General features: G+C 59.8%; 20 protein-coding genes and 3 pseudogenes. 18 read left to right on the plus strand and 5 right to left on the minus strand.

Going from position 1 to position 23,838, the window contains the following annotated elements; all coding sequences use genetic code 11:
- Positions 1 to 32 precede the first annotated feature (32 nt).
- The 8 genes and pseudogenes from D3880_RS03910 (at position 33) to D3880_RS03935 (ending at position 5,785) form a co-directional block, all read left to right on the plus strand.
- A complete protein-coding gene (locus tag D3880_RS03910) occupies positions 33 to 926 on the plus strand; it encodes a cation diffusion facilitator family transporter (RefSeq protein ID WP_119892216.1) in 894 nt (297 codons plus the stop codon).
- 225 nt (positions 927 to 1,151) lie between these two features.
- Complete coding sequence (locus D3880_RS03915; protein ID WP_119892217.1) at positions 1,152 to 1,883, plus strand: TorF family putative porin; 732 nt, start codon at positions 1,152 to 1,154, stop codon at positions 1,881 to 1,883.
- A gap of 476 nt (positions 1,884 to 2,359) precedes the next feature.
- Positions 2,360 to 2,608 (plus strand): annotated as a pseudogene (locus D3880_RS23010) (PAS domain-containing protein); the annotation flags it as partial.
- Positions 2,609 to 2,719: 111 nt separating this feature from the next.
- A pseudogene (locus D3880_RS23015) lies at positions 2,720 to 2,899 on the plus strand (methyl-accepting chemotaxis protein); the annotation flags it as partial.
- Positions 2,900 to 3,198: 299 nt separating this feature from the next.
- Complete coding sequence (locus tag D3880_RS03925) at positions 3,199 to 3,864, plus strand: eCIS core domain-containing protein (RefSeq protein ID WP_238474399.1); 666 nt, start codon at positions 3,199 to 3,201, stop codon at positions 3,862 to 3,864.
- 242 nt (positions 3,865 to 4,106) lie between these two features.
- Complete coding sequence (locus tag D3880_RS22605) at positions 4,107 to 4,469, plus strand: hypothetical protein (RefSeq protein ID WP_162934930.1); 363 nt, start codon at positions 4,107 to 4,109, stop codon at positions 4,467 to 4,469.
- A gap of 88 nt (positions 4,470 to 4,557) precedes the next feature.
- Positions 4,558 to 5,004, plus strand: a complete 447-nt coding sequence (locus D3880_RS03930; protein ID WP_119892219.1) for a hypothetical protein — start codon at positions 4,558 to 4,560, stop codon at positions 5,002 to 5,004.
- Positions 5,005 to 5,020: 16 nt separating this feature from the next.
- Complete coding sequence (locus D3880_RS03935) at positions 5,021 to 5,785, plus strand: alpha/beta hydrolase (RefSeq protein WP_119892220.1); 765 nt, start codon at positions 5,021 to 5,023, stop codon at positions 5,783 to 5,785.
- 216 nt (positions 5,786 to 6,001) lie between these two features.
- Here D3880_RS03935 and D3880_RS03940 read toward each other — a convergent pair whose 3' ends face one another.
- Positions 6,002 to 6,349, minus strand: coding sequence for a BON domain-containing protein (locus D3880_RS03940; RefSeq protein WP_119892221.1), 348 nt, complete (start codon positions 6,347 to 6,349; stop codon positions 6,002 to 6,004).
- A gap of 784 nt (positions 6,350 to 7,133) precedes the next feature.
- Here D3880_RS03940 and D3880_RS03945 point away from each other — a divergent pair.
- A complete protein-coding gene (locus tag D3880_RS03945; RefSeq protein WP_119892222.1) occupies positions 7,134 to 7,850 on the plus strand; it encodes a response regulator transcription factor in 717 nt (238 codons plus the stop codon).
- Between the two features lie 293 nt (positions 7,851 to 8,143).
- Here D3880_RS03945 and D3880_RS03950 read toward each other — a convergent pair whose 3' ends face one another.
- The 4 genes and pseudogenes from D3880_RS03950 to D3880_RS03965 form a co-directional block, all read right to left on the minus strand.
- A complete protein-coding gene (locus D3880_RS03950) occupies positions 8,144 to 14,440 on the minus strand; it encodes a beta strand repeat-containing protein (protein WP_119892223.1) in 6,297 nt (2,098 codons plus the stop codon).
- Between the two features lie 653 nt (positions 14,441 to 15,093).
- A complete protein-coding gene (locus tag D3880_RS03955) occupies positions 15,094 to 15,987 on the minus strand; it encodes a polysaccharide deacetylase family protein (protein WP_119892224.1) in 894 nt (297 codons plus the stop codon).
- On the minus strand, positions 15,987 to 16,859 hold the full coding sequence (locus D3880_RS03960) for a GNAT family N-acetyltransferase (protein WP_119892225.1): 873 nt from the start codon (positions 16,857 to 16,859) through the stop codon (positions 15,987 to 15,989). Before D3880_RS03960 ends, D3880_RS03955 begins: the two co-directional genes overlap by 1 nt.
- A 200-nt stretch (positions 16,860 to 17,059) precedes the next feature.
- A pseudogene (locus tag D3880_RS03965) lies at positions 17,060 to 17,460 on the minus strand (hypothetical protein).
- A gap of 444 nt (positions 17,461 to 17,904) precedes the next feature.
- Here D3880_RS03965 and D3880_RS03970 point away from each other — a divergent pair.
- The 9 genes from D3880_RS03970 to D3880_RS22620 all read left to right on the plus strand — a co-directional run bounded on the left by D3880_RS03970 (position 17,905) and on the right by D3880_RS22620 (position 23,838).
- A complete protein-coding gene (locus tag D3880_RS03970) occupies positions 17,905 to 18,084 on the plus strand; it encodes a hypothetical protein (protein WP_119892226.1) in 180 nt (59 codons plus the stop codon).
- Positions 18,085 to 18,372: 288 nt separating this feature from the next.
- Entirely contained in the window at positions 18,373 to 18,885 is a 513-nt protein-coding gene (gene mobI / locus D3880_RS03975; protein ID WP_119892227.1) for a conjugative transfer protein MobI(A/C), read from the plus strand.
- 702 nt (positions 18,886 to 19,587) lie between these two features.
- Positions 19,588 to 19,740 (plus strand): hypothetical protein, encoded by a 153-nt coding sequence (locus D3880_RS22610; protein WP_162934931.1) that lies wholly within the window; start codon positions 19,588 to 19,590, stop codon positions 19,738 to 19,740.
- A 196-nt stretch (positions 19,741 to 19,936) separates the two neighbouring features.
- Positions 19,937 to 20,302: a hypothetical protein gene (locus D3880_RS03985; RefSeq protein ID WP_162934932.1), complete on the plus strand. Its 366-nt coding sequence runs from the start codon at positions 19,937 to 19,939 to the stop codon at positions 20,300 to 20,302.
- Between the two features lie 371 nt (positions 20,303 to 20,673).
- Positions 20,674 to 20,862, plus strand: a complete 189-nt coding sequence (locus D3880_RS23020; RefSeq protein ID WP_238474400.1) for a hypothetical protein — start codon at positions 20,674 to 20,676, stop codon at positions 20,860 to 20,862.
- Positions 20,823 to 21,749 (plus strand): hypothetical protein, encoded by a 927-nt coding sequence (locus D3880_RS03990; RefSeq protein WP_238474401.1) that lies wholly within the window; start codon positions 20,823 to 20,825, stop codon positions 21,747 to 21,749. Before D3880_RS23020 ends, D3880_RS03990 begins: the two co-directional genes overlap by 40 nt.
- A gap of 178 nt (positions 21,750 to 21,927) precedes the next feature.
- Positions 21,928 to 22,191, plus strand: a complete 264-nt coding sequence (locus tag D3880_RS22615) for a hypothetical protein (RefSeq protein ID WP_162934933.1) — start codon at positions 21,928 to 21,930, stop codon at positions 22,189 to 22,191.
- 283 nt (positions 22,192 to 22,474) lie between these two features.
- Positions 22,475 to 23,377: a hypothetical protein gene (locus D3880_RS03995; protein ID WP_119892230.1), complete on the plus strand. Its 903-nt coding sequence runs from the start codon at positions 22,475 to 22,477 to the stop codon at positions 23,375 to 23,377.
- The gene (locus tag D3880_RS22620) at positions 23,377 to 23,838 is read left to right on the plus strand and encodes a hypothetical protein (protein WP_162934934.1); all 462 of its coding nucleotides are present in this window, start codon (positions 23,377 to 23,379) and stop codon (positions 23,836 to 23,838) included. The genes D3880_RS03995 and D3880_RS22620 overlap by 1 nt, the downstream gene beginning before the upstream one ends.

Here is a 23,838-nt window from a genome sequence, read left to right on the forward strand (position 1 = left end):
TGTTCGTAACCCGCGATAGGAGCAAGTAGAACATGGCCGAGCAGCGCGCCTTGCAGGTCTCGATCCTGGCCACCGTGCTGCTGGCCAGTGCCGGCATCGCCTTCGGCCTGTACGCCGGTTCGCAGTCGATCGTCTTCGACGGCCTGTTCAATGCCATCGACTCGAGCATGGCGGTGCTTGCCCTGCTGGTTTCCCGCTTGCTGGTGAAGCAACCGGGCCGGCGTTTCCAGCAGGGTTACTGGCATATCGAGCCGATGGTACTGGCGCTCAATGGCAGCGTGCTGGTGATCCTCTGCGTCTACGCCTTGGTCAATTCACTCGGTGGCTTGATGCAGGGGGGCAAGGCGCTGGCGTTCGACAGCGCCATCCTCTACGCCGCGGTCACCGCGCTCGGTTCCGGCCTCATGTACGGCTATCAGCGCCGGCTCAATCGCCGCCTGCAATCCGCCCTGATCCAGCTGGATCAGCACAGCTGGCTGATGTCGACCGCCATCAGCCTGGCGCTGCTGCTCGCCTTCAGCGCCGGCTACCTGTTGCAGGGCAGCGATTACGCGGCGCTGACGCCCTATATCGATCCGCTGATCCTGGCGCTGCTGACCCTGGTACTGATTCCGGCTCCCGCCGCAACTGTGTGCAAGGCGGTCCAGCAGATCCTGCGCATCACCCCAGTCGAGCTGGACGGCGAGATCGCCGGGCTGATGGCGCGGATGAGCCAGCGCTACGGCTTCGAGGGCTTTTCCCACTGCGTCACCCAGATCGGCCGCGGCCTGTTCGTCGAGATCCATATCCTCCTGCCGGCGGTGATGAACCACTGGCCGGTCAGCGAGCTGGACCGCGTGCGCGCCGAGATCGCCGCCGCCATCGGTAGTGAAGGGCCAAACCGCTGGCTGGCGATCGGCTTCACCCGCGACAGGCGCTGGCTATGAAAGGCATCGGCGCCCACCCGCAGGCCCCGCCCTGAGTCCCGGCGGCTCAGCCGCCCCGCTGTCAGCCCCAGCAATTTCGGCGCGACCCGCATCGCGGGTCGCTGCCCGCGGCCGCGCGCCTGCCGGCGGCCACCCATCTCCAGCGGGAGAAAACCTGGCGCAGCACGGGGGATACGCCGCCGCGCCGGGCGCAAGCAATCCACTACAACAACAACGGAGACACCGATGAAACGCATGATCACACTCGGCTTGGCCGGCATCGTTCTGGCCCCCTGGACCCTGACCCAGGCCATCACCCTCAACGATGATTTCAGCCTGGCGCTGGAGGCCAGCCTGCTCAGCGACTACCGCTCGCGCGGCATTTCCCAGACCCAGGGTGATCCGGCTCTGCAGGGCTCGGCCACGCTGATGCATGCCAGTGGCCTGTATGCCGGGGCGTGGAGCTCCAACGTCGACTTCGGTTTCGACAGCAAGACCCGTCAGGAACTGGACTACTACGCCGGCTACTACTGGCAGGCGACCGACGATATCGCCCTGGATGTCGCCTATTACAAGTACACCTATCCCAAGCAGAGTGATCTCAACTACAGCGAGTACTTCGCCGAACTCAACCTCTACGGCGCACGCCTGGGCGGCTATTACTCCGACGATATCGCTGGCGACCAGAGCATGCTCTACAGCTACCTCGGCTACGGCACCGTGCTGCCCTACGAGGTCGGCCTGGACCTGCGCTACGGCCTGGCCGACTACAAGGACCCGGTATGGATTTCCAGCAACGGCAGCGCCCGCGACAGCTACCGCGAGTGGGAGGTCAAGCTGAGCAAGGAAGTCTTCGCCCTGAACTGGTCGCTGAGCTATATCGACACCGACCTGTCCCAGGCCGAATGCGCCAACTACATGGGCTTCGACGATGTCTGCTCGGCCACCGTGGTGGCTGGCGTCAGCAAATCCTTCTAAGTGTCGAGGTGCGCTGCCGGTGGGCGGCGCACCCGGGAGCGATCGCCATGTGGTTTGCCAAGGCAGACACGAAACTGGCCACTGAGCTGTCAGCGTTGATTGGCGCGCTGTTGGGCGGACAGCCAGTGGATCTGGGCTCCGTCACCGGCCTGTCCAAACAGCCGCAATTGCGTCAGGCATTCGAGCAACTGGGGCAGCATTTAAAGCAGCGCGAGGCAGAGCAGGCCGCCCAGGTTGAGCGCTGCCACGCCGAGCAAGTGACGGCGTTGGGATGCCAGTTGGATGCCGGCAAGCGCGAACAGTTACGCCTGAACCAATTGCTGGAGGATGCTCAGCAGCTGTTGGCACGACAACAGGCGCGACTCGCTGAGTGGGAACAAGAGGAGCAAGTCTGGGCGCTGACCCGGCAGAACCTCACCGAAGGCTGCTGGGAGCTGTTGGTCGTCAATGGCGACCCCGAACATCCGCAGAGTCAGATGCGCTGGACTGACCAGTTCCTCGCCTTGGTCGGCTACAGCCGCCAGGAGCTGCCGGACGGCTGGGACAGCTACAACCGCATTGCTCATGCGGATGATCTCAAGCAGGTCATGGGCAATTTCGAGGAGCTGGTGCACAGCCACGACAGCCACTCGTCCTACGTTGTCGAATACCGCATGCGCCACAAGAGTCGTGGCGATATCTGGTTTCGCGAGCGCGGCCGCTGCCTGCGCGACGAGCGTGGTGTGCTGCAGCGGGTGATCGGGGCGGTGCGTGATATCAGCGACGAGAAACAGGCCGAAGCGGCACGTGAGCGCGAGCAGGCGGCCATTCAGGCCACCTACGGGCAGATCGCCCGAGTCGTTGGCGTGATCAAGGGGATCGCCGAGCAGACCAATCTGCTGGCTCTCAATGCAGCCATCGAAGCCGCTCGTGCGGGGGAGGTGGGGCGCGGCTTCTCGGTGGTCGCCGACGAGGTGAAGAACCTGGCCCGGCGTACCCGCGATGCCACTCAAGAGATCCAAGAGATGCTTAAGCGGCACTAGCAGGCTGTGGTGGTTTGCCCCGGAATCCGCTGACGAGGCCCGCATCTGAAGATCGAGCCGAGGGCCGTAACCATGGCTCATATTCCCTACCAGGCCTATCGGGCTCTCCCTCGGCCTTCGAAACGGTGAAGAAGCAACGCCGTATCTGCCCTCCGATGCTCGCCGCGTTTTGACACGCCCTGGGCCAGAAACGGACGGCCAGCATAGGGGGCATGGCCTGAAAAACTGTGGAACCTAGGGCAACGAACGGTGGCCGCATCGGTCCAAGGCCTGGCTGGACTTAGGCTGCGGCGATGCCCAAAGTATCGTCTGCCGATCGCCATTGCCTCTGGGAGAAGCAATTGTTAGCTGTTTTTTTGCGTCAGGTTTTACGGTCAGCGCTCCTGCTCTGTTCCGTCTTCACTGCGTCCTCTGTTTTCGCCTGCCCGGCAGGGCAGTACGAAGTCTGCGTGGTCGCTTGTTTTTGTGCGCCGGGCTCCAAAGAGGACATCGGTGCGATCTCCGAGAACATGAGCCAAATGGCTGCCACTGGATTGCAGGCGTGGCTAGTGCAATCGCGCAACACCGCGGCAACTGGCGATACTCGGACAATCCCGCTGAATATCCGCGCCCAACTCGAACCCTACTACGACCTTCAAGTGCTCGATTCGGCTCGCTACAAGGTAGGCGATGATGTGGAGCTGAACGCCGCACACACCATGCTGCAGAATCCCGATGTGAATGCCGTCACCCTCATGGACATCATCGTCTTTCGGAGTCCGGATGATGCACTTAACAATGTCGCGCTGTGGGCGCACGAGTTGAAGCACGTGCAGCAGTACCTGCAATGGGGTGTTCGCGAGTTTGCCACGCGCTATACCCATGACTACAACGCCGTCGAGGCGCCTGCTTACGAGATTCAACGCCAGGTGGCTAGAGCGCTGAGAGCCAGCCTGGCCCCGTCCGAGGCCGCCCGCTAAACCTTGAGCTCAAAGGGTTAAACCTGGTCCGCCACTCCTGGATGGGTTGCCTGAAACGACCCTTTGTAGAAGCTTCTGAACGTCAGCCTGGGCCCAACGAGCTCAATGGACAGAAAGCTGGCACTTTACTAGCGTTGCTTGGGCTACTGCCGAATCGACGTGAGCAGCCTGGGTTTGCCGTCCACGCCGTGTTTCACCTCGAATAGTCTCGCCCAATAGTAGTTAGGCATTTAGGAGATAACATGCTCAAGTATGGAATTGTTTTAGGCATATTCTCAGCGGCGGCATCGGTGCTAGCGTTCGCCATTTTAAAGAAAGCTAGTATTTCGATACCAATTGGTTGTGGCCTCGTCTCCGGTTTAATAATGACCTACTGGTTTCCACGCAAACAGAAACGGGTTCCAACGCCGAGAGAATTTAAGACAGTAACGGGCATATATGGAATCTTTATGGCCATTGTTACTTTGTTGCCTCTATTGTCAGCCGCCAAATATACTCTTCCCGGGCTTCTTACTCTGGGCATGTATGTTTTGGCCTATCCGGTATTCTTCACGTTCATGTTTAATGAAAAGCATGTCACGGCACAGTTGCAAAAAAATGCCTAACAAGTCACTCCGTTCACTGGGACGGGCTAAAGCCCGCCCCGTGGCTTAATCGTTCGGCGTCGAAAGGTGCACGCGGCAGGAGGGTTAGATGAAGAAATTCTGGCTAGTGACTGTCCCGCGAGTGGTTCTAGGACTCATTTTTCTCGCTGGCGCTATCGACGGTTTCTTTTTCATTTTTACCGGCTCTCACCTCATTCATCCTCCCACATCGGACCCCGGACTCCAATTCGAGGCCGCGCTGAAGGCAACAGGTTTCTTCTGGCCGCTCATGAAAGTCGTGGAAATCGTCGGTGCATGCTGCCTACTCTCGAACCGGGCTCCTGCCTTCGGCCTGGCGATTCTTTCTCCGATCATGACCGTTGTCGTGCTGTTCCACTTGTTTCTCAATCCACAAGGTATTCCCGCCGCCATCGTGCTTCTCATCTGCGGCGCGCTGTTGCTGCGCGCGTATGCACCTCGGTATGCGGCTGTTTTCGGCTCGGGCGACGCCGAACCCGTCGTTCCAGCGGACACGCCGCAAGCGGCGCGCCGCTGAACTCTGCGTTAGCCGAATGTCGCGTACCTTGGTTTCTCTCTTCGCATTAGTTGCAGTCTTGTACTTGGGGCTCTGTGCCGCGCTGTTCGTGTTTCAACGCGCCCTCATCTACCACCCGCAACCACGCGCCATTGGGGCGCCCGCAACTCTTCTTAAGCTGTCAGTAGCCGACGCGGATGTACTGGTGTCAGTCAGGCCGCACGACGGCCCCAATGCTTTGATCTACTTCGGCGGCAATGCCGAGGACGTCTCCCTGAGCCTGCCCACGTTTTCGCAGGCTTTTCCGGATCATGCCATCTACTTGCTGCACTACAGAGGCTACGGTGGAAGTTCTGGGTCGCCATCTGAGGACTCGATTCAGCGCGATGCCCTGGCCTTGTTCGACCAGGTCTATGCCGCACACCCACGTATTGCGGTGGTGGGTCGCAGCTTGGGCTCGGGCGTCGCCGTTCGCCTCGCTAGCCAAAGGCCGGCATCGCGCCTGATCCTGATCACCCCCTACAACAGCCTTCAAGAACTCGCCGCAAACCAGTTCCCCTATTTCCCGGTGAAGTGGCTGCTACAGGACAAGTTTGAATCCTGGAAATACGCCTCTCGCATCGCTGTGCCGACACTCTTGATCGCGGCTGAGCACGACGAAGTCATACCGCGCTCAAGCACGCAGAAGCTCTACACGCATTTCGCCAACGGCGTGGCCTCGCTACGAGTCATACCGGGTACGGGCCACAATTCAATATCCGAGAGCCCCCAGTATCTCAAGGTGCTGGGCGCCGCGTTGTGAGTGCAGCGGCCCTTTCCCACGAGCGGCAGCCCACTGCCGGTCGTGGGCTGCCTTGCCTCTGTGACAGGCGGTCTTCAGCCCAGGCCTGCGCGCAGTCCCAAGCTAGACGAATCACCACTCGATTGGTCAAGGCTGTATGCCGGCCCTACGCGAGCGAATAGTCGCCCCGTCCCTCCTTGACCCACCAGGAGCGCGGCCCTCACAAGCTCGCCGTCGTCATCTGTCGTCCGACTTGGTTGACGATGGCGGCCGATACTCAGCGCTTTCCTCGGCGTTGGGCGCTTCGGGGAAATTCCCCGTGAACATATGGGTCTGCAAGTCGCTGGCATCGATTTCGAGGACGCCATGGACCGAACGGGCCAGCTCTATGGCCTGATCACACTGTTTATGGGTGTTCACGCGGCCGCTCAACGTCACCATGCCGGCATGGGTTTTGACATTGATATGTTGGCTGCGGGTCGATTCGGAAAATGCCAGGGTCGACTTCACTTTGGCGGTAATCCAAACGTCGTGAACAGCCATGCCTAGATCATGAGAGTAATGCTGGAAGGATTGAATTTTCATGGCAGGATCCTCAATCGCGGAATCAGGCGTACCTTCGGTCCCGCCTGCTGCGCTGCCCTCTGCCCGTCTGTCGAGCACCACGGATAACCTGGTTCGCCTTGGGGTACTCGCCACGCAAGCAAGCGCGCGGATTAATTATAGTCCGGCCCTGGCTTGCGGCCGGGGGAGCTGCCCCTTGCCGGATAGGCTGGCAAGGACAGCCTCGCCGGCAAAATTCTGCCGGCGGCCAGTGCTGCCGTCCGGGCTAGCCAGCGTTTTCAACCAGGTGCCTAGTGGAGTCCGAACGGCAAGCAGGGTTCGATCAGGTCGCAGTGCAGCAACCTTTCATGCCGAAGCGGTCGACCCGGGGCGGTTCAGTGAAGCTCGGGCCGCAAAAAAGTGCCTGCGATGTGCAAAAAACTCCTAACCCCCTCTTACGCCCGACAACTAGGGTTACGGTGGTGGTGAGGAGGGTTCATCCCAAGAGAAAGAATCCTTGTCCGATGATTGCTTTCGATCCAAAGCCACCATTAACCGATCATCCGTTTAATCGCGAGAATGACAGTTGTCAGGTCGTCAGAGGTCCAAAAATGGCCAAGCGCTTGCCTGGACTGCATCAGGACGGCTGGAATTCCTCCTGTTCTCCGCCTTGAACGGCTTGCCCAGTAGGAAAGGGGGATAGCCGCTTATCCTGCCATCTCCGCTCTAGGTCCGACGCGGCCGACACTTTGCCCGGAGTTCACTTATACAAAAACGGCTGTCCATCAACACGTATGGTTCATTTTTCAGGGGAGCGAGGAAGGTAATGCCTAGCCTCAGAAACCCGATACGCGTGATGCTGGTCGATTGTCGTCCCCTCGTTCTCATGGGCCTTCACGACCTGATCAATGCCAGGAAGCCCCGGATGGAAGTGAGCGGCCAGGCCACCACCTATGCCAATGCGCTGGATCTTGCCGATCAGTTGCGTCCCAATGTCATTTTTTTCAGTTTCTTTCCAGATGCGCTGGACCCGCTGGAGGTCATCACGGGACTCACCCGCAGCGCCGAAATGAAAGTGCTGGTGCTCAAGGGCCTGTACGAAGCTATCCCCGTTGCCCAAGCGATAGAGGCGGGCGCACGCGGCGTCGTGCTGGCGGAAGACCCGACGGAATCGATCACCCAGGCCATCATCAAGGTCCACCATCGCGACATCGGACTGGATAGAGCCTGGGCCGGTGGGCTTGCCGGCTATGCCGCGAACGGGCACATGCCCTTGAATGGCAAACTGGAGCAGGCGAAACAGGCGCAGCTGACGCTGCGCGAACGGGAACTGATTCGCGCCATCGTGGGGAACCCGTCCGCCAAATACTTGAGCATCGCCGCGCACCTGGGCATCAGCGAGCACACCGTGCACAACCACCTCAGCAGCATCTATCACAAGCTCAATCTCATCAACCGCATCGACTTGCTGATGTATGCGCTGAAACACGGGCTCACCAGCAACGAAGAACCGCCCAAGTCCACTTGGGTGGAATTGGACTGACTGGCGTGCGCCACGGTGCGGCGCACGCAGTCATCGGGCAGGGGACAAACGTGTTCTTGTGCGCCCGGCAATCCCGGCAATAGCATCTGCCCGACCCAAAACACCCTGGACCAATAGTTTTGATGTGCCGCAGCACCGGATGCTGTTTGCAGCGTTGGCGTGCTTGGCGTCAAGGGCTTCGCACCCCTTGAACCCGGGAAGCTCGTCTGGCCGCGTTGGCTCAGGAACGAAGCGGCCCAATGAAAACGGCCTGGCCCCCTTGCGGGAACCAGGCCGTCCACCCTCAATGGTGTTCAGACAATGTCAGTGCTTGCCATGTCGATCACACCGACCAACTGGATGATGTTGGTGATACCCGCGCCATCAGCATCCTGGGCCAGGTAGCCGTCGCCTCCGACCACGCCGAAGTAGTAGTCCGTCGTGCCGTCCAGCGCGGCATCGGCGGCGGCTGTGAACGCCGCCAGGTTGGTGGCCGGCGCCAGCACTTCGGTGTAGTTCGTTCCGGAACCCGCCGCCGTGAAGTCGAACTTGTCAATGCCGCTGGCAAAGCCGCCATCGATGACAGTCATGACCATGGAGAGCAACCCGTCGACGTCGGTGTCGCCGATCACGAACGTGTCCGCATTCGCTGAGGCCGTCACGCCGTCGCCGCCAACAATCGTCACGTCCAGGGTCTGCGTGGCCGTCGCGTCACCGTCGGCATCCGTCAGCACCACATCGAAGGTCAGGTGGGCGTCCGGTGTCGTCGAGGTCACGAAGCCGATGTTGACGATCTTGATGGGCTCGTTATTCCCCTCAGTCGTGGCGCCGCCGAAAGCTATCTGGGCATTGGCTGTTGCGCCCTCACTCCCCGGAGTCGCGGGATTGTCGATGGCCCCATTGAGCTGGTACCCGGTTCCGCTTACGCCTTGGGTCGATGTCACCACTTGCGCGCCCTGGATCGAGTAGTTCTCAGTGCCGAAGTTGTAGTCATTGCTCTCGAAGACCACGATGCCGTTTTGTGCCTTAGCCACGAATCCGTAGGCGGGCAGATTGGCATTGAAAACGTCGTCATTACCGGTTGAGTTTCCAACAATGAAGGTCCGATTGATGGTGTTCCCAAGGTCATCAACCAGCTTCAATACCACCAGCATGTCTTTGCCGGCACCAGGGCCGGCCTGTGTGAACTCGATAAAGATCGCCTTGCTCGTGGCCCTGGGGTTGACCGGGTTGTCGGGGTCTGCCGACGTTGCGAACCCCTTTGGATTTTCGGTGTAAAAGTCCAGATCAATCACCTCGTCCGATTGGAGCGTGTCGCTGGCAGCGCCAATCGAAGCCGATGAGACCGTGACATACCGTCGATCATTCGAGAACAAGCCTGCAACGCTGTCGTAAGCGAAGGTTTGGGGCGTCCCATTAATCACGCCGAATCCCTCGAACTGCACAAAGAAGTTGCTGGCAAGCGTCATCACCGAGACCGGCGGGTTCGATCCAACGGTCGCGGCTGAGTTGAGCGCATAGCCCTGAAGGGGGTTTCCAGGAGTCGAGGTATTCAGGATGCTGAAGCTCTCAATCTCCTGATCCAGTTTCAAGGTATAGGTGTCGGCCGCCTTGTCGAAGGTCAGCGTGCCGGTGGCGTTGGTGGTCGCTCCCTGCGCTGGATTGTTGGACACGTAGGTGAAGCCCACGTTGAACACCGCCTGGCTATCAGTCTCCGAGGCCCAACTCACCGATGTGTTGGTGATGACGTTCGCACCCACCGTGACGCCCGTGAGGGCCACGGACAGGAAGTCGGAGTTCGGCGTGAGGCCCGCTGGATCACTGTAAGGCGCCACATGCTTGTCCGCGCCAATCGAGTAGGCGAAGACGCCCGTTCCACCGACATCCGTCACAGGCGGCTCGTTGCTGGTGTTCGCGTAGACCAGACTCGACTTGGCCGTCACGACCGGCGTGTCGTCATCGACGTTGATGGAGAGCGTGCCATCGGCCGTGTCGCCATCGCCATCGGTCACCCGGTAGGTGATGGTGAACGCCTGGTTATTCTCGGTCAGGCCCGCCGCATGGAGGATCGGGTTGTCTTGCGCCACCGTGTAGGCGCCGGTTCCCGGAACCAGCGTCAAGGTCAGGACTGTGGTCAGAACGCCGTTCTGGGTTTGCTTGACCAGCAGGCTGGTGCCCGACAGTTCATAGCTGAAGCCCGTGGGTGCGCCGTTCGTCCGGTACGCCACTGCCGCACCTTCGTCGTCCTCGCCAAATGCGTGGCCCAAGATGCCGCTGAGGTTGGCCGAGTTCGCATCGTCGTTCGAGCCGCCCGGGTTGCCGCCCGTGAGCGCATCGTCGTCGAGCAGTACCGTGTTGTTGGCTGACACCGTCGGCCCGTCGTCCTGGAAGTTGATGCCGTCGCCAATGCCGATGTTGTGGGTGGCCACATCGCCGTCGCCATCGGTCACCGTCACCACGGCATCGAGCTTGCCGGTCAGGTCGAGCTCTTCGTCGTAGTTGTTCGGGAAGTCCGGGTGCTTGATCGAGTCGTACTGCGCCACCGCGACTTTGCCGTCGTTGTCGATCCTGATCGCGAAGATCACCGTGGCGCTGGCATTGCCGGCGCGCCCCGTCACATCGCCGTTGGCTTCCTTCCACAGATTGATCTGCGTGCCGTCGGTCGTATCCAGGCCCGAGTCCGAGCCGTTGCCGTTGACGATGGACAGCGTTACCGCCGTCGTCGCGCCCTCGTCGTCCTCGCCCGTGCTGGTGGTGGTGTCGGCCAGATTCACACCCGCGACCGCGCCGATCGGTGTGCCGTAGGTGCCCCCGAACGGGTCGGTGGCGGGCGGCACGTCGTCGTCCTCGGCGTTGGCGTCGTTCGCATCCAGGCCCAGCGATTCGTCCAGCACCGCGTTGTCGGCCGTGCGCGCGATCTGCGCCGTCGGTCCGTCGTCCTGGAAGTTGATGCCGTCGCCAATGCCGATGTTGTGGGTGGCCACATCGCCGTCGCCATCGGTCACCGTCACCACGGCATCGAGCTTGCCGGTCAGGTCGAGCTCTTCGTCGTAGTTGTTCGGGAAGTCCGGGTGCTTGATCGAGTCGTACTGCGCCACCGCGACCTTGCCGTCGTTGTCGATCCTGATCGCGAAGATCACCGTGGCGCTGGCATTGCCCGCGCGCCCCGTCACATCGCCGTTGGCTTCCTTCCACAGATTGATCTGCGTGCCGTCGGTCGTGTCGAGGCCCGAATCCGAGCCGTTGCCGTTGACGATGGACAGCGTCACCGCCGTCGTCGCGCCCTCGTCGTCCTCGCCCGTGCTGGTGGTGGTGTCGGCGAGATTCACACCCGCGACCGCGCCGATCGGCGCGCCGTAGGTGCCCGCGAACGGGTCGGTGGCGGGCGGCACGTCGTCGTCCTCGGCGTTGGCGTCGTTCGCATCCAGGCCCAGCGATTCGTCCAGCACCGCGTTGTCGGCCGTGCGCGCGATCTGCGCCGTCGGCCCGTCGTCCTGGAAGTTGATGCCGTCGCCAATGCCGATGTTGTGGGTGGCCACATCGCCGTCGCCATCGGTCACCGTCACCACGGCATCGAGCTTGCCGGTCAGGTCAAGCTCTTCGTCGTAGTTGTTCGGGAAGTTCGGGTGCTTGATCGAGTCGTACTGCGCCACCGCGACCTTGCCGTCGTTGTCGATCCTGATCGCGAAGATCACCGTGGCGCTGGCATTGCCGGCGCGCCCCGTCACATCGCCGTTGGCTTCCTTCCACAGATTGATCTGCGTGCCGTCGGTCGTATCCAGGCCCGAGTCCGAGCCGTTGCCGTTGACGATGGACAGCGTTACCGCCGTCGTCGCGCCCTCGTCGTCCTCGCCCGTGCTGGTGGTGGTGTCGGCCAGATTCACACCCGCGACCGCGCCGATCGGTGTGCCGTAGGTGCCCCCGAACGGGTCGGTGGCGGGCGGCACGTCGTCGTCCTCGGCGTTGGCGTCGTTCGCATCCAGGCCCAGCGATTCGTCCAGCACCGCGTTGTCGGCCGTGCGCGCGATCTGCGCCGTCGGTCCGTCGTCCTGGAAGTTGATGCCGTCGCCAATGCCGATGTTGTGGGTCGCCACATCGCCGTCGCCATCGGTCACCGTCACCACGGCATCGAGCTTGCCGGTCAGGTCAAGCTCTTCGTCGTAGTTGTTCGGGAAGTTCGGGTGCTTGATCGAGTCGTACTGCGCCACCGAGACCTTGCCGTCGTTGTCGATCCTGATCGCGAAGATCACCGTGGCGCCGGCATTGCCCGCGCGCCCCGTCACATCGCCGTTGGCTTCCTTCCACAGGTTGATCTGCGTGCCGTCGGTCGTGTCGAGGCCCGAATCCGAGCCGTTGCCGTTGACGATGGACAGCGTCACCGCCGTCGTCGCGCCCTCGTCGTCCTCGCCCGTGCTGGTGGTGGTGTCGGCCAGGTTCACACCCGCGACCGCGCCGATCGGTGCGCCGTAGGTGCCCGCGAACGGGTCGGTGGCGGGCGGCACGTCGTCGTCCTCGGCGTTGGCGTCGTTCGCATCCAGGCCCAGCGATTCGTCCAGCACCGCGTTGTCGGCCGTGCGCGCGATCTGCGCCGTCGGCCCGTCGTCCTGGAAGTTGATGCCGTCGCCAATGCCGATGTTGTGGGTGGCCACATCGCCGTCGCCATCGGTCACCGTCACCACGGCATCGAGCTTGCCGGTCAGGTCAAGCTCTTCGTCGTAGTTGTTCGGGAAGTCCGGGTGCTTGATCGAGTCGTACTGCGCCACCGCGACCTTGCCGTCGTTGTCGATCCTGATCGCGAAGATCACCGTGGCGCTGGCATTGCCCGCGCGCCCCGTCACATCGCCGTTGGCTTCCTTCCACAGATTGATCTGCGTGCCGTCGGTCGTATCGAGGCCCGAATCCGATCCGTTGCCGTTGACGATGGACAGCGTCACCGCCGTCGTCGCGCCCACGACATCGGTCCCGGTAGCCGTCGTCGTGTCGGCCAGATTCACGCCCGCGACCGCGCCGATCGGCGCGCCGTAGGAGCCCGCGAACGGGTCGGTGGCGGGCGGCACGTCGTCGTCCTCGGCGTTGGCGTCGTTCGCATCCACGCCCAGCGATTCGTCCAGCACCGCGTTGTCGGCCGTGCGCGCGATCTGCGCCGTCGGCCCGTCATCGTGGAACGTCAGCGCCGAGAACTGATTCGGTGTGACATTGGAATTGACCAGGGCGAAGCCGCCAATGTCGAAGGGGGCGTCGAAGTTGGTGTCGGTCGAACCGATGTTGTCGATCAGCACCCGGGAGTGTGGGCCGGCGGTGTTGTAGGCGATCAAGTCGTCGGCTTCCAGGCCTTTGATCACCACGGTGTCGGCGACGGAGAAGGTGACCGTGATGCCGCTCAACGTGGTGGGGGTCGTTCCAATAACGCCCTTGTCAAACACCAGGGTCTCACCCGGAACCGCATTCTTGCCGTGCCCGCTGGGCTGGGTGGTGATGGTGACCTTGGTGACGGCAACCGCCGTGTTGTTGTGCAGGTTGTCGATGAACGCAGTACCCGGATTGAAAGGCGTTGTGTAGGCGCTGATCTCCAGCGTGGATTTATCGCCCGAGGCCGACTGGACAACGGAAAAGCTGGCCCCATTGCTTTCGTAGAGCGAGGTGAAGGCGATGTTGGCCTCCACATCCGCTTCGTTCTGGTCCAGGTTGGGAACCGTGAAGTTGGTGTTGGCCCCCTTCGCGAAGGTGAAGTACAAGCCGGAGCCTTCCACGATTGACTGGTTGTTGGTGCCCAGGGTGGTGGGGCCGCCGCCCTGGCCGGTGTTGACGGTGTCGCCGCTGGTGATGGCGGAGGGATCGCTGGACTGGTTGATCGGGTTCTTGCCGGTGACGATGATCACCGCGTCGGTCGCGTTGGGGGTTCCATCGCCGTACATCAGGAACAGGTTCTGGCCTGAAGGCGCGCCTTGCAGCGAGAAGTCGCTGCGATTGCTGACCGTGACATGGAGATTGAACAGGCTCAAGGCGTCGTCGGGGTTGGTGGTATCCGGGTGCTTGATTTCCTCGTACTGCACCAGCCAGACCTTGGAGCCTACGGCGTTCAGATCGGAGGTCTGGACGGCACCGGAAGCGTCCGTGGGTTGCAGGTACGCGGCGAAGACGACGTCGCCGGTGGGGTTTGCCGAGCCGTCGGCATTGGCCTTGCGGCCGAAAACGACGTTGTTCTCATCAATGCCTAGGTCGGCGCCCGTATAGCTGTAGAGGAAAATTTTCGTGCCGTCGACGGTCAGCAGGGGGACGCCAGGCGCAGACAGTGCCTCTTCCCCAAGCAGCGGACCCCCCGTGGAATTGGTGAAGGCCAGATCGGTGACATCGGCCCCGAAACCGCTGAGCATGGAACTGCCATCAGGGTCGGTGGAGGTGCCGTTGCTCACGGATACGGTGGCGTTGATCCCGGTGAGATCATGCAGCACCACGGCACCCAAAAGAGTGTCGAATGCAGATACGCCGGTGTTGAGGAAGCCCAGACCATGTGCAACGTCGTTGCCTGTGAGGTCGCTGCCGCCGGCCGTCGCGTTCTGCGTACCCAACGTCTCGTCGATGATCAGTGTTCCGGTGATAGTGATAGCCATGACTTTCTCCCGAGAAATTCCGGTCATCGAGGCCTGACCGTTGACCTTTTTTTGCTACGGACGCCATTTTTTTGCCACGGACGCCATTTTTTGCTATGGGCGCCATTTTTTTGCTACAGGCCACGACTATGGATAAGCGCCGGGGATTGCGCATCGACCGATACTCCCAGCCGGGGTGGGAGTTTCAGACTACTTGGGCTGCGGAAACGGGATGTGGAAGCGATGGGGCGCCGCACATCCCATTGGTGAATGAGGACATGGCGCCGGTGCTCAACGCCGCCCGGGCTTTAACCGCCAGCGCGTCGAGCTGGACCTGAGCCAGTTCAGGCCGCCGGGTGCGGCTGGGCAGCTTTTTTGGCTGCGGCTAGTGCAGCCGTCCGGCCTAGCCCGCATTTTCAGCCAGGGGCCTACTGGAGTTCGAACTGCAAGCAGTGTTCGAGCAGGTCGCAGTGCAGCCACCTTTCATGCCGAAGGGGTCGACGCTGGGAGCCCGAGGGCGTAGTCGTCTGCCACGCGATAGGACGCAGGTGCGGAACGCCCACTGGGGCAGGGGATGCTGCACCCCGGATTGCATCCGGGCTACGACCTTTCCAACACGTAACTGGGACAGAGCCAAAAGAAAATGGGGCCGTGCCTTGCTGTCATCGAGCCCCCTAGGCGGGGAATTCGGCCAGCCAGTGCCTGGCAATCTCTTCCCGCTGGCAGATCCACACCGAGTCGTGGCCTTGCAGGTAATCGAGAAAGCGCGCCAGCGCCAGCGCCCGTGCGGGGTGGCCGCTGATCCGGCCATGCAGGCCGACGCTCATCATCTTCGGACGGTGCGCGCCCTCCAGCCACAGCAGGTCGAACGCATCCTTGAGCAGGCGGAAGAAGTCCTCCCCGGAAGCGAAACCGTTCGGCAGCAGATAGCGGGCGTCGTTGTTGACCAGGGTGTAGGGGATCACCAGGTGGGCGGGCGAACCTGGGAGCCAATAGGGCAGGTCATCGTTGTAGGCGTCCGAGCTGTAGAGCAGCCCGCCGTCCTCGCGCAACAGGCGACGGGTGTTCTGACTGACCCGCCCGGTGTACCAACCTATGGGGCGCTTGCCGCAGATCCGCTCGATCAGCTCGAGGGTCAGGCGGATATGGCGCCGCTCTTCGTCTTCGGGGATGTCGCGATAGTCCAGCCAACGGTAACCATGCCCGGCGACCTCGTGCCCGCCAGCGCCGAGCGCCTGGCCGATCTGCGGGTTGAGCTCCAGTGCCCGGCCGACGGCGAAGGCGGTCAGGGGCAGGCCGCGGGCGCTGAACAGCTCCAGGATGCGCCACACCCCTGCGCGCGAGCCGTATTCGTACATGCCCTCGACGCTCAGGTCCCGCTCGCCCGTGCGCGGCGGGCGGCCCGGCAGCTCGTGGAGATAGGCCTCCGACTGGGCGTCACCATTGAGGATGCACGACTCCGCACCCTCCTCGATGTTGAGCACGAACTGCACCGCGACGCGCGCCGCACCCGGCCAGCGCGGATGGGGTGGACAACCGCCGTAACCGACCAGATCGCGCGCGGCCATCAGCCCAGCTCGAAGGTGGTGACGCCGAAGACCCGCTCGTGCGCCAGAGCCGGCGGAGGGCCGAGGTACATGCGCGCGCAGCCGAACACCTCGGCCATCCCATGTCGATGCACGAGCGCCAGCGCGGCGGGGTTGTTCTCCGGGGCGTCGAGGAACAGCGGGCCGCCCGCGGCGAAGCCTGCCAGCTGCGCGTAGAGGGCATTGGCCGTCAAGGCGTCGTCGGCGAACAAGGGGCCGATCTTGCAGCCTTCCCGGCAGCGCCGGACCACGCCGTATCCGCTCAGCCTCCCGGCGCGCCGGCAACCCAGGGCGAGCGCATCGGGTTGGGCTATCCACCCGCTGAGGAAGGTCGGGCGCGCGGCGGGGAAGCAGGTGCGGTCGTAATCGAGCACCCGGTCGAACGCAAAGGCAGCCAGCGGGACTATGTCCTGGCCGTCAACCGGCGAGGTTGCCGGACGTTCGGGGATCTCGGTACGAAAACGCAGGTTGCGATGGGAGAAGACGAAGCCACCCTTGGCGTAGTAGTCCTGCATCGCGAAGACGCCATCCATGCCGATGCTCGCACCTGGGTGCAGGCGGGCGAGGAGGCGTTCGCGGCGGGCGTGCCAGATGGCATTGCCGAGCCCGCGGCCGCGATATTCGGGCCGCACGATGAAGAAACCCATGAAGCCGAATTCGCCCTTGTAGGACGTGATGGCACCGCCGCCGATCAGCTCGCCGTCAAGGTCCGCAGCGATGAAGGCCTCAGGGTCCGTAGCCCAGAACAGCTCGGCATCGTGAAGGCCGGGATTCCAGCCCTCGCGTGCCGCCCAGCCGACGAGCTGGTCCAGCTCGGTGCGGGTCATGTTGCGTATTACCAGCTGATTCGACACCGCGAGGTTCTCCTCAGTCGCTAGTCGAGCGTGCGGTCCATCCCCGGGGCCGGGGGATATCAGGGTGCGTGCAATCCGGAAGACCGGTGCCGGACGACCGGCGCAAGCGGGCCGCTATGGCGTGAGCCCTGTCTGGTCCGAATCTTTTTGGTATAGCGTCAACTCAAGTATCGATCCAGGCCATCGCAGGCAGGGACACCTCAGGCATCGCGCAAGAGGTCGTGGGCATCGAGCAGCCCGTAGGCAATCTCCGGACGCTGCTCCAACCCTCGGCGAATCGCCGCCGGGATCGACTGGCGGGTTTTGCGACAGAGTCCGGGCGGTTCGTCGATGTGAATACCGATGCGCGCATGCTGCGCACTTCGTTGAGACCTGGGGCGATTTCCAGGCGGATGCCTAACTGCTCGTGCATCCGCAGTTGCATCTGCTCGAGGTCGGCCAGGCTCTCGATATTTTCCAGCCGGTCGAGCAGGCGCCTTTCCTCCGGGCGGGTCAGGCGCAGGATGCGCAAATCAGCGCCGTGTGTGTCCAGCAGCCGCTCACGCCCGCAGTCGCAGGCCCCGGGCGGGCAGGGTTGGCGGATCGGGAATGAGGGCGTCACGGTCTTCGATCACAGCCACCCGGAGCCGCCATTGCCTATGGGGTATATATTAGCTAAGTGACTGATTTCTAATGATTATCTTGTTGAATTGACAGCTTTGATCTTGAGTTCAGGCAGGCGGGTGGCTTGAGCGCACATGGGTAATCCAAGACGGCGTTTGTTATTCCAAAAATTGCCATTGGCAGGCCTGGAATACCACGTGGAATACCATTCTGCGTAGATGTCGATGGAAGCTTGTGGACGTTGATGGCGCTGAAAGCCGCGTACTTACTGGATTTCAGGCACAAAAAAAGACGTCCGTGGACGTCTTTAGATGTTCATTTGGTGGGCCGGGGTCGTTTGAACCATGTTTGCAAAATATTGTTTTTAAAAGATTTTTAAATATCAAAAAACAATGGGGATACAAGTAGGGATACAAGCGGACGCGTAGTAAGAGAATGGGCATTGAAAATCTTCGCGGAGCGGGCCGGTTCAGCTCCCTATGGAAAGTCTGAAGAAGACTTCCTGATTTTGGCAAAATACCCCGGATTCCACCCGCTGAGTTTTCCGATGAAGCAGATGACCTTCGCCGATGCCGAGTACGCCGGCAAGCGCAAGCAGGCCCGCCTGAAAGCACAGGCGTAGGGCGACGATTGCCCAGGTGGGGGGCTGATCTCTGCCGGACTTGTCCCGTTCAAACGACACCAGATGAACACCGGATGACGACGTGCGGGGCGGAATTCAGTGAAATCCTGCGTGAGGAATGCCTTTAAGCGGCTAAACGACACCAGACGGCCGTCAGATGACGACGCGAGGACATTATTCGGGCTGGCAAGGGTCTTTAAAATCAGGACGGAAACCGTCCAGATAAGCGCGCACAGGCTATACCCCCGAGGCTCATCCTTGACCACCCAACCAGGAGAGGAGCCAATAATGCCCACCAGCTTCGACATTTCGCAGATCGTTACTGGCCTAGACGAGGCCTATGAGGCCCTGATGGACAACGCCAAAGCGCTTCAGGAAGCCTTTTTCATCGAGGCAAAGGAAAACCTGGAGGATGGCCGCAGCCATGTGCCCATTGTGATTGTCCTGAAGAAGAGCAATGGCAACTCCACCGCCATCAACTGGGCTCGCATGCTGGCAAAAAAAGGTGGCGACGGTAAGCCAACCAGGCCGTACCCACGAGCCATCACGCGGGGCACGGGCAGAGGCAAGCGATCCTTCTACTACCCGGTAGAGCGCTTTGCGTTCCTGCCGCAGAAGATGAGGAAGTTGGTTCTGTATTACGACGCAATTCTCGCGAGTATCCGGGAGCAGGCAAGCGCCATCCTTGATGAGCGCCGACGCATCGTGGCGATGGCCGACAAAATTTCGTCGGTAATGGAGCACTGCACTGCGGTGAGCGAGCGTGTGACGCTATCAAACCCTAGTGGCACTAGGCTGTGACGCTATCCGTGTGACGCTATATTTGGGCCGTGTGACGCTATCGGCCCAGTCGACCGGATTGCTGGCCCCGTGTGACGCTATCAAACCCTAGTGGCACTAGGCTGTGACGCTATCCGTGTGACGCTATATTTGGGTCGTGTGACGCTATCGGCTCAGCCGACCGGATTTCTGGGGCCGTGTGACGCTATCAAACCTTAGTGGCACTAGGCTGTGACGCTATCCGTGTGACGCTATATTTGGGCCGTGTGACGCTATCGGCCCAGTCGACCGGATTGCTGGCCCCGTGTGACGCTATCAAACCCTAGTGCCACTAGGCTGTGACGCTATCCTGCAAGCCCCCGAAGGCTGCGATCTGAAAACCGAAAAATCCAAACATAGCGCGCACCGCTCTAGAACGGATATTTGAGCGGAAATAGGGGGGGCTATTGGCAATTCAACCCTCGATTGCCATTAGTTAGTAATTGGCAATCCCCTTTTTTGAAACTGTGTCGCGCAGCGTGGGGTGAGGGAGGTTGGCTGTTGCGCGGTGATACTGATTGAGCGTGGGTGGCGCTTGGGAGTGAGGCAGAGGATGGGAGAATGCCAGCATAGAAATCCAGCTCAGGATCTGGTGAGCAGTGAGGTCGAAATTGACCTCCTGCAAATTTGCGAACGGATGGTCTAGCCGTGGAATCGGGGATGGGTCGAGGGGGAGAGATGGGTTTGGTAACGCTGCTGGCGATGCAGGTTGGAGTTTTGCTGCTGGCCCTTGCAATGTTTGTTCTGACGTATCTGGTGTCGCGTAGCTTGCTGCGAGAGGCGGCAGAGGACTGGAAGCGGATCGGTGTGCTTCTGGGCAAGGGTGAACGGAAATGATCTTCGCGCGGTTCTGGGATTTCGGTATTTGGACTGGAGCGATTGAAAGCCTGGTTTTCACCTGTGGGATTTTGGTCTTGCTGGCATCGGGCGTTCGAGTGGCGGCGATGGTGAGCCTGCTGACAGTGCGAGCGTTGGTGCGGGTAAGGGAGATGGGTAAGGCCAGGGAGTCGGCTGCTGAGTGACTGGAGTTCTCTTGGAGTTCAAGGTTTCTGACTGCGGCCGAGTATGGCCGCCGATTATCGCTGACGGAGTAATCCAGGGATTTGCAGGCAAAGGAAGCCGTAACCGAGTGGAGTTATTCCGGGTGACGGCGGATGGATTATACGGCCAGGGTATTTATTACCTGTGGTCTGATCTGGGTGGGATATCTATCACTGACGGCTATGCGAAGATTCACAGCGACAAGTACCTCTCTGGCGGAATCCAGTTCGTTCTCGAAGGCGTGGTCATGAAGACATTTGCCGGAGACGAGGTCAGGCAAGTACATGGTTACCCGGTCTCATATTGCCTGCTTAACAGGATCTCCTTTGAGCAGCAGAGGTTGATTGAGAGGGTGTGACTGTGTGTCGAGAGGATGGGGTTGGCGGCGCACCGGAGGGCGGCGCTATACGCGAGCTGTGTTCTCTCGATCAACCGCGCGTCTGCGCCGCAGATACTCCTCACGCGGCGATTGGTCAGGGGTGCAGAGTTAAATTGGATGGCCTGAAAGCTGGCTGGAGAGTAGCGATGGAACCCACTGAGCGACTCATGTTGGCTGTTGGCCTAGTACTCCTCGCACTGGGCATAGCTGCCCTTATTGGTTATCGGGTTGCTATTCGGCTCGATAAGCGTGAAGAAGAAAAGCGCAGCTCCTGACCGTCACTGGGTTGAGGCAATTCCCTTTATCTTCCTCGCAGTGATGGGAGGTAGTTAGGCCATTAAAGGTGCTGGTTGGACAGGGGCGCGAATCTGGGTCGCTACTCGCTGACCCAGTCGGCCACCGACCGCTTCAACGGCAAGCTCAAGACGCTCAACGACGCCATCGACCAGTGGGAGAAGGCCTGGGAAAAGGCCCATGACGACGGCAACGATACGCCGACGTGCAGCGCGCGGAATACTGCAAGGCGCGCGACGAGCTGATGATCTTCAGCGAGAGCCTGACCAAGTTCGTGCGCACCTACGAGTACATCGCTCAACTGGTGGAGTTCGGCGATCCGAGCCTGGAAGCCTTTGCCAGTTACGCCCGTCTGCTGCGCAAGCGTCTCAAGGGCATCACGCCCGAACAGGTGGACCTGGGCGACCTCAAGCTCAGCCACTACAAGATCAAGAAGGGTGACAACCTCGGCGGCGTTGCTGTGCAGGCGGAAACGCCCAGCCTCTACGGCATTACCGACAACGGCCTGCGCGCCGCCCAAGACCGCGAGAAGAAGTACCTCACCGAGCTGATCGAAAAGCTCAACAACGCTTTCGGCAAGGACATCACCGACACCGACCAGGTGGCCTTCGCCGTGCATGTGTCCGAGAAACTGCGTGCCGACAGCGTGGTGATGGCCCAAGTGCAGAACAACAGCATGGACCAGGCGATGAAGGCTGACCTGCCGATGAAGGCCATCCAGGCCATTGCTGGCGCCATGAGCAGCCTCACCAGCATGGCGACCAAGCTGCTCAGCGACGAGTCGACGCGGGAGGTGTTCCTGACGGTGGTGTATGAGTTGCTGAAGAAGGATGCGGGGGCGGAGTTGCTGGGATCTGCGAGGGGGGGTGAAGATTCCCGCTCTGCAGTGCGGCCAGGTGCACCAAACGTACACCAGATGACGACGCAGCTCTTCTCAGGCGGCCATGCCTCAGTGTGTGGAGCTTCAAATGGTCGTCAAATGACGACGGAGTGGGTCATGCCCGGCTCAGCCTTCCCAGGATGTGAACCAGCTATAGAAGGCGTAGCCCCCGCCCGCCGAAATTATGTATGTCAGCAGTGTCAGCCACGGGTAGGAGCCTTCAACACCAGCCCACCACTGCAGTTTGAATAGAAGCGCTCCAACCAGGACGCAGGCGAGAACACCAAGGCTGACGCCGAGTAGCCAGAACAACCGTTTGCCAAGGCTTGGGGCGCTGCCATCCCAATTTGAGCTGAGGCAGAACGGGCAGTGGTTGCTGCAAGGGTAGGGGCCACTGACGATGCCTCGTGCATAGGTAGTGCGTGGCACCATGAATTTGCTGCAGTTATGGCATTTGACGGTTGTGTATCCCATGGCGTCCACCGCTCATCTTGATTCGATGAGTCAAGGATCTCTCGCTCTCGCTCAAACCCAAGCAAAGCCTGCCGCTGAATACAGCAATGCGGTCGCCCGCGCCGCTCAAACGACAACCACTTCTGCCAATCCCAGGCGAAAAAATACATACCGGCTTCACCATCAGGTAGTGGCAGCGTCGATGCGCATGATCAACGCACTGATTGAGAAGGAGATTTGATTGAGTGCTGACCACTCAATTGCATTCGTGCTGAGCACCGTTTGCATGTTGCAGCAGTGACGACCGGCTGCACACGACCCAAAGTTGCCAGTGGGAACCGGCAGAAATCGGCCAGAAGCGGACGTTTTTAGAGCAGGGAAAATAAATCTGTCCCCTTTATTCGCTCGCCAGAGATAAGGCAGACTAGTTCAGAAGACGATTTGGCCGAAAGTCCGCGTAAAGCGAAAAAATTCGAGATAAAAATCCGAACTGCGATTTTGAGAAAAATCTGGGGTTGCTAGGGATGATTGAAAACAAGGACACCGATCCGAAGGCATTTGAACGATATTTTAAAGATATCGTTAAGCTTCACTATTCTCCTGCCAATTATAGAGACGTGCCAGATAACCAAGGCGGGGACTGTGGAATAGAATGCTACACGTTGGCGGGACACGCCTTTCAGTGCTATCTGCCTGAGCAAATCTCAGACATCAAGAAACTAGTGGCGGCGCAAAAAGACAAGATCAATAAGGATCTAAAAAAATTTCGCGACAATACAAAAAAACTTGAAAAGCTCTTTGGCTCAACCAAGATTTGCCGGTGGATACTCGCAACCTCAGCTCATAAATCAGCTGAAATCACAGCTTTCTGCGCTCAAAAATCACTCGAAATAAGAGAGCTAAATCTCAACTATGTCGCCAGTGATTTTGAAGTTCTGATACATACGGAAGCGGACTATCGACTAGAGGTAGAGGCTTTAAGCAAGCAAGCCTATCAGCTAAATATCGACTTCGAAAAAAATACCGCACAAAAAGTCGAGATCTGGATAGATCAAAACCTAACATTTCTCAATAATCTTGACAGAAAACTTCCCAAAGTAGTTGGTGATGAAGCCCAACGACAAAGAACAAAAAGCACTCTAGTGCACAAGTACTTGGATTATCAGAATCTTCTAAACAGACTTCTCCAAGACTGGGCTGATATCTACGAGGTCGTCATTACCGCCGTTCAAAATAGGCAAGAGTATCTAGAAACTCGCTTCTTGACTGCGCCAGAATTACTGCCTAACGAAGTGATCAAGGCGGAGCTTCAGAAGCTAGACGATGATCTATCCAGAGAAGTCATTACCCTGAAGAGAACTGATATAGAACTTATAAAGTTTGGAGTTGTTGCCGACTGGTTAATCCGCTGCCCTTTGGATTTCTGATGGAAATAGAAGATCTACTCAATAGTCCATTTTCCTTTAATCGAAGGAAAGTTTTCACTCCTTGTGAAACGAGACCTCTATGGAAAGGCGCTTTAGTGGTGTTGATCGTTGGAGTGACAGGCCGAGAGAAAAGATGCTCATTAAAAAAAATCCATACGGCTAATTGGCTGACAAAATCAAGAGAGCATCTTGACGAATTAAGTGATTGGTCACAGTCAAAGCTTCTCTTTGCTCCGAACATTAGGCTCGATCCATTCATTGATAAAGCCATTGAGTTAATAGCAGCCTCTGGATACGCCCGCAAAACTGATGGGAAAATAGAGCTAACCACTAAAGGTGAGCAGTTCTTTGAACAGCTAGAGTCTGACAAGGAACTAATGATAGAAGAGAAACTCGCCCTAAAAGTCTCAAAAAAATACTTATCCGAAGCCGCCGTAGAGCGCATTTTCAAGGCTAATTAG

This window comes from Pseudomonas cavernae (genome assembly GCF_003595175.1).
In the GTDB taxonomy this organism is placed as follows: domain Bacteria; phylum Pseudomonadota; class Gammaproteobacteria; order Pseudomonadales; family Pseudomonadaceae; genus Aquipseudomonas; species Aquipseudomonas cavernae.

Bases quoted from the DNA above. Each gene is read 5' to 3' on its own strand.
- D3880_RS03915 (WP_119892217.1), top strand. From the start codon at position 1,152: ATGAAACGCATGATCACACTCGGCTTGGCCGGCATCGTTCTGGCCCCC.
- D3880_RS22620 (WP_162934934.1), top strand. From the start codon at position 23,377: ATGGAAATAGAAGATCTACTCAATAGTCCATTTTCCTTTAATCGAAGG.
- D3880_RS03955 (WP_119892224.1), bottom strand. From the start codon at position 15,987: ATGGCCGCGCGCGATCTGGTCGGTTACGGCGGTTGTCCACCCCATCCG.
- mobI (WP_119892227.1), top strand. From the start codon at position 18,373: ATGCCCACCAGCTTCGACATTTCGCAGATCGTTACTGGCCTAGACGAG.
- D3880_RS03930 (WP_119892219.1), top strand. From the start codon at position 4,558: ATGAAGAAATTCTGGCTAGTGACTGTCCCGCGAGTGGTTCTAGGACTC.
- D3880_RS03950 (WP_119892223.1), bottom strand. From the start codon at position 14,440: ATGGCTATCACTATCACCGGAACACTGATCATCGACGAGACGTTGGGT.
- D3880_RS22615 (WP_162934933.1), top strand. From the start codon at position 21,928: ATGAATTTGCTGCAGTTATGGCATTTGACGGTTGTGTATCCCATGGCG.
- D3880_RS22605 (WP_162934930.1), top strand. From the start codon at position 4,107: ATGCTCAAGTATGGAATTGTTTTAGGCATATTCTCAGCGGCGGCATCG.
- D3880_RS03940 (WP_119892221.1), bottom strand. From the start codon at position 6,349: ATGAAAATTCAATCCTTCCAGCATTACTCTCATGATCTAGGCATGGCT.
- D3880_RS03925 (WP_238474399.1), top strand. From the start codon at position 3,199: ATGCCCAAAGTATCGTCTGCCGATCGCCATTGCCTCTGGGAGAAGCAA.
- D3880_RS03995 (WP_119892230.1), top strand. From the start codon at position 22,475: ATGATTGAAAACAAGGACACCGATCCGAAGGCATTTGAACGATATTTT.
- D3880_RS03945 (WP_119892222.1), top strand. From the start codon at position 7,134: ATGCCTAGCCTCAGAAACCCGATACGCGTGATGCTGGTCGATTGTCGT.
- D3880_RS03910 (WP_119892216.1), top strand. From the start codon at position 33: ATGGCCGAGCAGCGCGCCTTGCAGGTCTCGATCCTGGCCACCGTGCTG.
- D3880_RS03935 (WP_119892220.1), top strand. From the start codon at position 5,021: ATGTCGCGTACCTTGGTTTCTCTCTTCGCATTAGTTGCAGTCTTGTAC.